Origin of the sequence: Flavobacterium sp. DG2-3, from assembly GCF_030730925.1 — a bacterium.
In the GTDB taxonomy this organism is placed as follows: domain Bacteria; phylum Bacteroidota; class Bacteroidia; order Flavobacteriales; family Flavobacteriaceae; genus Flavobacterium.
Window position 1 is genome coordinate 21,676 of record NZ_JAVAMB010000032.1, and the last position, 7,353, is coordinate 29,028.

Genomic DNA, 7,353 nt, shown 5'->3' on the forward strand with positions numbered 1-7,353 from the left:
AGTTATTCATTAAGAAAAAATCCTGCCAATTCTTTTATCTGGAATAAGCCATAACATTGCAACTGTAAAATAAGCGGCTCCAGAAACCCACTGATTATAAAATGCAGTTACAATTCCGATTACATATAAAACTAAGGAAATTTTACCTTTATAATCTTTGTTAAGCGCTTTTCTTAAAGCAGAATTAGCTCCTTCACTACACACAATCGTATATTGCAAAATAATGTAAGAGATTGCAGAAAGAAGCAATACAACGCCGTACAATGTCATTGCAGGCTTTGCAAAATTATGCTCTCCCATCCATGCAGTAGAAACGGGAATTAAAGACAGCCAAAACAAAAAGTGCAGGTTGCTCCATAATATTTTTCCATTAACTCTCGATAAACCATGCAATAAATAATGGTGGTTGTTCCAGTATATTCCAACGTAAATAAAACTCAGAATATAACTTAAGAACTTCGGAATAAGCGTTTTTAAATTTGCAAATTCGTGTCCTGCGGGTGCTTTGATTTCCAAAATCATAATGGTTATAATGATTGCCAAAACACCATCACTAAAAGCTTCTAATCTGCCTTTATTCATTTACAAAAAAATATATAATATTAAATTTTACCGTAGTACATTGCTTTTACGATACCATCAGAAAGTCCGATTTTTGGAACATAGATCTGGCGTGCTCCACTCCATTTCATAGCATTCAAATAAATGCGTGTTGCATGGATAATTACGTCGGCACGGTCAGAATTCAGACCCAATTCAGCAATTCTCTGTTCGTAAGTCAGCGAATTTAAAAATGCATACTGCGAGTTCACATAAATGTACGAAAGTGGTTTTTCCTGCTGTTTCCCAGACATTTTAAACAGCTTGTTGATGTTTCCACCAGATCCGATCAGCGTAACTTCGTCGTAATCTGCTGTATTGGTTTTAATCCATTTTTCGATTTCATCCCAAACTACATCGTGTACCATATTGTTCAGCAAACGAACGGTCCCTGCTTTGAAAGATCTTGAAGTAATCATTTTTCCATCAGAAAACAGCGTAAACTCGGTGCTACCACCTCCAACGTCAACGAAAAGATACGTTTCGTCAGATTTAATTAAATGATGCAAATCGGTAGAAGCAATAATTGCCGCTTCTTTTTTACCGTCGATAATCTCTATTTTAATGTCGGCTTTTTTCTTAATTAAAGCCACCACTTCTTTTGCATTATACGCCTCACGCATTGCAGAGGTTGCAAATGCCATATACCGTTCTACTTTATGTACTTTCATCAAAAGGTTAAATGCTTTCATGGCATCTACCATTCGATCTATATTTTCTTGTGAAATTTCTCCAACTGTAAAGGCGTCCTGTCCTAAACGAATTGGCACACGAACAAGGGAACTTTTGTTAAACTGCGGTTCTTTACCTTCTTGTTCCACAACGTTAGCGATCAAAAGCCTCATGGCATTTGAACCGATATCTATCGCTGCAAACTTCCTAATATTAATCATGCTCACTTTATGATTTGAAATTGGTTTTTATTATTAATTTACTTTTTGAGGAACCTCTTCTAGCTTTGCTACTTTATGCTGATAATACTTATAGGTTTCAAATTGTGCTCTAAATGGGGCATGATGATTTTTCGGCTTATATTTATTATCTAATTTGTACGAGTGATATCTTACTTTCACATTTCCTCTCCAGCCAATATTGAAGTTGTCGATTAGTTCTTTCTTAATTTCAAGGTCATAAATCGGACAGGTTACCTCTACCCTTGCATCGAGATTTCTAGTCATGAAATCGGCAGATGAAATGTAAACTTCAGTTAAACCAGCATTTCCGAAAATATAAACTCTCGAATGTTCTAGATAATTATCTACAATACTTATGGCTTCGATATTTTCGCTCATTCCAGGAATTCCAGGAATTAAAGAGCAAATTCCTCTTACCTGAAGCTGGATTTTTACTCCCGCATTACTTGCTTCGTATAGTTTATCGATCATTTTAAAATCCGATAAACTATTCATTTTAAGCTTTATGTGTGTTTTTCTTCCTGCAAGAGCATGAAGAATTTCACGATCAATTAATTTGATAAATTTTGTTCTGGTATAATGTGGCGATACAATTAAATGTTTGTATCGGTGAACTCTGTAATTGATGTCAAAAAATTCAAATATTTTGGATGTGTCTTTTAGAATTCCCTGATGACAGGTTAACAAAGTGACATCGGTATAGATTTTAGCTGTTGACTCGTTGAAGTTTCCAGTTGAAATGAATCCGTAACGACGATTTTTACCTTCTTCCAATCTTTCGATTACACAAATTTTGCTGTGCACTTTAAGACCTTTCATTCCAAAAATAAGTTCAATTCCCTCCATCTGCATTTGCTCTGCATAGGAGATATTCGAAGCTTCATCAAAACGAGCTTGAAGTTCGATTTGAACGACTACTCTTTTACCATTTTTAGCTGCATTTATTAAAGAACTAATTACTTGCGAATTCTTAGCTAAACGATATAGTGTTATTTTGATGCTTGTTACTTTAGGATCTAAAGCTGCTTCACGCAAAAATTTTGTCAAATAAGAAAAAGACTGATACGGTGCATGAACTAAATAGTCTTTTTTACTGATTTTTTCTAAAATACTACCTTCTAAACTTAAACCAGGAACCGGCATAGGTTCATTTGGTTTATACAATAAATCATATCTTCCAAGGTTTGGAAAACTCATATAATCTCGGCGGTTATGGTATCTTCCACCGGGAATTATACTATCTGTTTCTACAATTTTCATTTTATCTAAGAAAAACTGCAGTGTATCTTCTTCAATTAAATTATCGTAAATAAAACGAACTGGCTCTCCGATTCGGCGGTCTTTTACAGACGTAGCGATTTTTTCTAGCATACTTTTACTCAAATCACTATCAATGTCTAATTGTGCGTCACGGGTAATTTTGATCATATGAGCCGAAACGCTCTTATAATCAAATATATTAAAGATGTTTTTCAGTTTGAAACGGATAACATCATCAATTAAAATAACATATTGTTTTTCGTCGTCAGAAGGAAGTACGACAAACCTATTGATGTTTTTTGGAATTTCGATTAAAGCATAACGAACCTCATCGTTGGCCAATTCTAAACGAACTGCCAAATATCCTAATGTATCTTTTAAAATTGGAAAAACGGCCAAATCATTTAAAATGATGGTTACCAATTCTGGACTTAATTTCTGTGTATAAAAGTCTTTTAAGAAACATTCTTGTTTTGGCGTAATCTGCGTTTCATTTATAATAAAAATATTCTCAGATTCCAGCTCCGCTTCGATATTTCCTAGAATACGCAAACTTTCAGATTGCTGCTGAATTACAATTTCGGTAATATCTTTAATTAATTGGTGGGCAGAAATACCTCCTAAATATTTTTCACCAGAAATGCCCGAAAGGCTTAATCGCCGAATGGCTGCGTATCGAACTCTAAAAAATTCGTCTAAATTGTTTGAAAAAATTCCAACAAAACGCAGTCTGTCTAAAAGTGGTACTGTATTGTCTGCTGCTTCTTGAAGTACTCTTGCATTAAACGCTAACCAGCTTTTTTCTCTATCGATATATTTCTGTTCGTACACGGTTATTATTTTAAATCTTTGGGGAAAATAGTTTTATGTGTTTTGCCCTTATGGATCGTATCCCAGCTTTCGGCATCAAATTGCAATGATACAAAGCCTGAAGTTGGAACATTTTCTATAAAAACATCCCCAAATTTATTAACAAAATTTGTAATAGCCTCGTTATGTCCAAAAAGAATAACGCTTTCAAAACTATTATCACACGATTTGATAACTTTTTCGAGCTGTTTCTCATCAAAAGTATAAAGGTCGTCTCTAAAAATGATACTTTCTAGAGGGTACGACAGGTTTTGCGCAAAAATCAAAGCTGTTTCTGAAGCTCTGGCGGCACTACTGCTCCAAATAATATACGTTTTAGGAAGATACTCTGAAATATTTAATGAAACATCATGCGCATCTAAAATTCCTCTTTTCATTAAAGGGCGATCGAAATCTTTCAACGGTGCTTCCCAACTGGATTTGGCATGACGAATTAAAACAAGATTTTTCATAAGCAGCAAAATTTAAAACCTGGTTGCAGGTCATTTTTTTAATTAACTCCTAATTTACAAAAGTTATTTTAAACCTTTTCTTTTTTTTATTTCTGTTAACATTCTAGTGAAATTTTAACAGGAATATATAATTCTCAAAACTTTAACATTAACATAAAATGAAAATTCAAAAAAATGCTTTTTATGTAATTCATCCATAAAATAAGTATTTAATCGATATTATGCAATATTTTAAAATTTTAACTAAATACTTGATTATTAGATATTTAAATCACTTCAAACAAAGTCATTTTCACTAAAATAACAAAAAATTGTACGAAAAAATTTTACTTTTTTGAGTTAAAAAAAAGCGTTTTTGAGTCAATTTTTTATAAAAAAACAACATTTCAACGAGTTTTTAGGTTAGTTACAGATAAAAAAAACATATTAGAAAAACTCTAATATAACTTTGATTCTGTTAAAATTTCATAAATAGTTTAAAACAAAATCTTAAGTTATGAAAACTAAATCTACTCTTGAAAAAGCACTGAAATTTGTAAGCGATTGTAAGATGATTTTCCTTTCGAAGAAAAACATCTTTCAAAAGAACATTTTTGCGCTGCTACTCTGCTTGATTACGACGGTTTCATTTGCTCAATCTGGTTCGTGCAATGCAACTTTGATTGTTGAAAATAATGGAAACATCAGGAGCACACCTCTTGATGGCACTTACTACTCCATGGTCTTGACAAATAACAGCTCCTCTACGGATACTTTTGTTTTGAGTTCGAAGAATATTAATGCCTCTTGTGCCAATACTGATGGAAGTTCTACTGCAGGTAATGTCATAATCAATACCGATTTTATAAATTCTTCTAGAAATTCTCTAAGTGAAATAACTCTAAGCGCTGGAGAATCTCTAAATTTTTATATCCACATTACGATTCCTGCGGGTACGTCAATTCAAAAATGGTCTTGCAATAAGATTACTGCTACTTCAAAAAACTGTACCAGCTATGCTGTTGATACTGTTTTACACACCTACATCATTAATCCAGTTAATGATTAAACGAGATATATCAAGTTCCTTTAAAATGATTTAAAATGGAAAAACAATTACTTTTTTTAAACAATTTTTTACGAGATATAAAAAAAATACAATTTGTTGTATTATTTCTTCTGTCATCAATAGGAGGTCTTGCACAAACAATAACTACAAACAAAACCGTAACGGCTAACCCAACCAATTGCGGAATTGTAAATGTAAAAGTAGATATTACAGGTGCAAATCCGATTACTCGAAATTCGGATGTAGTTCTTGCTATTGATATTTCGGGTAGTATGGGTAATACGATTCAAGGAGATTTTAAAACCTCAATGGATTATGCAAAAGATGCAGCGTTGGCATTTCTTAACCAAGCAAAAGCAAATCCTCAAAACCGAATTGCAATTGTTGCTTATAGCACTACTGCGAGTCTAAAAATAGGACTTACTTACTTAAATGCTACTGGTGTAACTCAGATAACGAATCAAATTAACGCTTTGCAGGCTACTGATGCAACCAATATCTATGCTGGTATTGTGAGATCTGAAACAGAATTGGAAGCCAATGGCCGTTTTGATTGCAGTACTGCAAGAGCAATAATTCTACTTACCGATGGGGTTACAAACCGAACTAATACCAATGGAAATACAAGTTGTAATGTTAGCAAAACCTCTCAATGTGTTACAGATGCTATAAATGCGGCAACAAATGCTAAGACTACTACAAAAAGTAGTGTTGTATACAACAACCAAGTTTTTTCTGCAGGTCTATTTGGAGGTATCAGCGGGAACATAAATACGAACAACAGCGATCAAAATATTGCTAAATATACTTTGGATAATATTCAGGGAAGTGCCGCTTACATTACACAAAGTGGCGCTAATCTTACTGCTATTTATAATCAAATTGCTACTCAAATCTCATGGGTTGCTCAAAATTTGGTTGCAAAAGAAACAATTATTCCGGGTTTTACCATTAGCGCAATTACAGCAACTAAAGGTACAGCTTCATTATCAGGACAAGTGATTACATGGAATACCGATTTCTTAAATTCAGAAACAATTTCTTTAAATTATCAATTGACACCAACTGGATCTGCTTGCGGAAATCAAACGGTCAGCACTTCTACATTGAATTATCAAAATTCATCGTGCGCCAACGATTCGAAAGCAATAACCAGTCCGAGTTATTTTGTTCCGTGTGCACCTGTAATTACAGGAACTTTAACAGCATGTGGTTCTACTACTTTGACTGCTACTACAAATGCAGCTTCACCAACTTATGTTTGGTATAAAGACAATTCTGTATTGCCAAATCAAACTTCTTCTACCCTTGTTGCAACAGCTAGCGGAGTTTACAAAGTAAAAGTAAAAAATGGCAGTACTAATTGTGAATTAACTTCTGCAGATGTAACGGTTTCAATTAGTCCAGCTGCTGCACTTGTTGCACCTGCTAATACAACTATTTCAGGATGTAGCACCGCAGCAATTACAGGGCTTCCGTATAGTACTGCAAGCGCTAATATAACTCTTGCTCAATTAAACACTGCAGGAGGATCAATATCTAATAGTGGCGCAATTGGAAGTTACACTATATCTTATTCTGATGTTGCGACAGGAACATGTCCAACTGTGGTTACTCGTACTTTTAAGGTCGCGACAAGTTGCGGAAATGTTACTGCTTCTCAAACTATCACAATTGAAGACAAGACCGCTCCGGCTTGGACAACTCAAGCAAACGCATTGAATGTTACACTTCAGTGCAGTGATGCAGCAGGATTGACAGCCGCTCAAAATCAGGCTCCTGTTGCCACAGACAACTGCGGAGGGACTGTAACTTATACTAAAGTGAGCGGAACTTTCACTGCAGGAACATGTGCAAATTCTGGAACCTACACCAATACTTGGACAGCTAAAGATGTCTGCAACAATACCTCTACCGTTTTCACTCAAGTGATCACTATTCAGGATAATACCGCTCCAGCTTGGACAACTCAAGCAAACGCATTAAATGTTACACTTCAGTGCAGCGATGCCGCAGGATTGACAGCTGCGCAAGGTCAGGCTCCTGTTGCCACAGACAACTGCGGAGGAACTGTAACTTATACTAAAGTGAGCGGAACTTTTGCTGCAGGAACATGTGCAAATTCAGGAACGTACACCAATACTTGGACAGCTAAAGATGTCTGCAACAATACCTCTACCGTTTTCACTCAAGTGATCACTATTCAGGA

General features: G+C 34.8%; 6 protein-coding genes. 2 read left to right on the forward strand and 4 right to left on the reverse strand.

Features of this window, described 5'->3' with window-relative positions; translation table 11 throughout:
* Positions 1–9: 9 nt before the first annotated feature.
* Genes Q9Q97_RS22910 through Q9Q97_RS22925 form a run of 4 tightly spaced genes read right to left on the reverse strand, consistent with a single transcriptional unit; the run spans position 10 to position 4,096 of the window.
* The gene (locus Q9Q97_RS22910; protein ID WP_306161409.1) at positions 10–582 is read right to left on the reverse strand and encodes a TMEM175 family protein; all 573 of its coding nucleotides are present in this window, start codon (positions 580–582) and stop codon (positions 10–12) included.
* A 20-nt stretch (positions 583–602) separates the two neighbouring features.
* Positions 603–1,493 carry a Ppx/GppA phosphatase family protein gene (locus Q9Q97_RS22915; protein ID WP_125723695.1) on the reverse strand — a complete coding sequence of 297 codons (891 nt, stop codon included), beginning with the start codon at positions 1,491–1,493 and terminating at the stop codon, positions 603–605.
* A 33-nt stretch (positions 1,494–1,526) separates the two neighbouring features.
* The gene (ppk1, locus tag Q9Q97_RS22920) at positions 1,527–3,605 is read right to left on the reverse strand and encodes a polyphosphate kinase 1 (protein ID WP_306161412.1); all 2,079 of its coding nucleotides are present in this window, start codon (positions 3,603–3,605) and stop codon (positions 1,527–1,529) included.
* A 5-nt stretch (positions 3,606–3,610) separates the two neighbouring features.
* Positions 3,611–4,096, reverse strand: coding sequence for a histidine phosphatase family protein (locus Q9Q97_RS22925; protein ID WP_306161414.1), 486 nt, complete (start codon positions 4,094–4,096; stop codon positions 3,611–3,613).
* Positions 4,097–4,592: 496 nt separating this feature from the next.
* Between Q9Q97_RS22925 and Q9Q97_RS22930 the strand changes: the two genes are divergently transcribed.
* Both Q9Q97_RS22930 and Q9Q97_RS22935 read left to right on the forward strand, forming a co-directional pair.
* Positions 4,593–5,144, forward strand: a complete 552-nt coding sequence (locus tag Q9Q97_RS22930) for a hypothetical protein (protein WP_306161416.1) — start codon at positions 4,593–4,595, stop codon at positions 5,142–5,144.
* A gap of 35 nt (positions 5,145–5,179) precedes the next feature.
* Positions 5,180–7,353 (forward strand): VWA domain-containing protein (locus tag Q9Q97_RS22935; protein WP_306161418.1); only part of this gene is annotated, 2,174 nt, incomplete at its 3' end.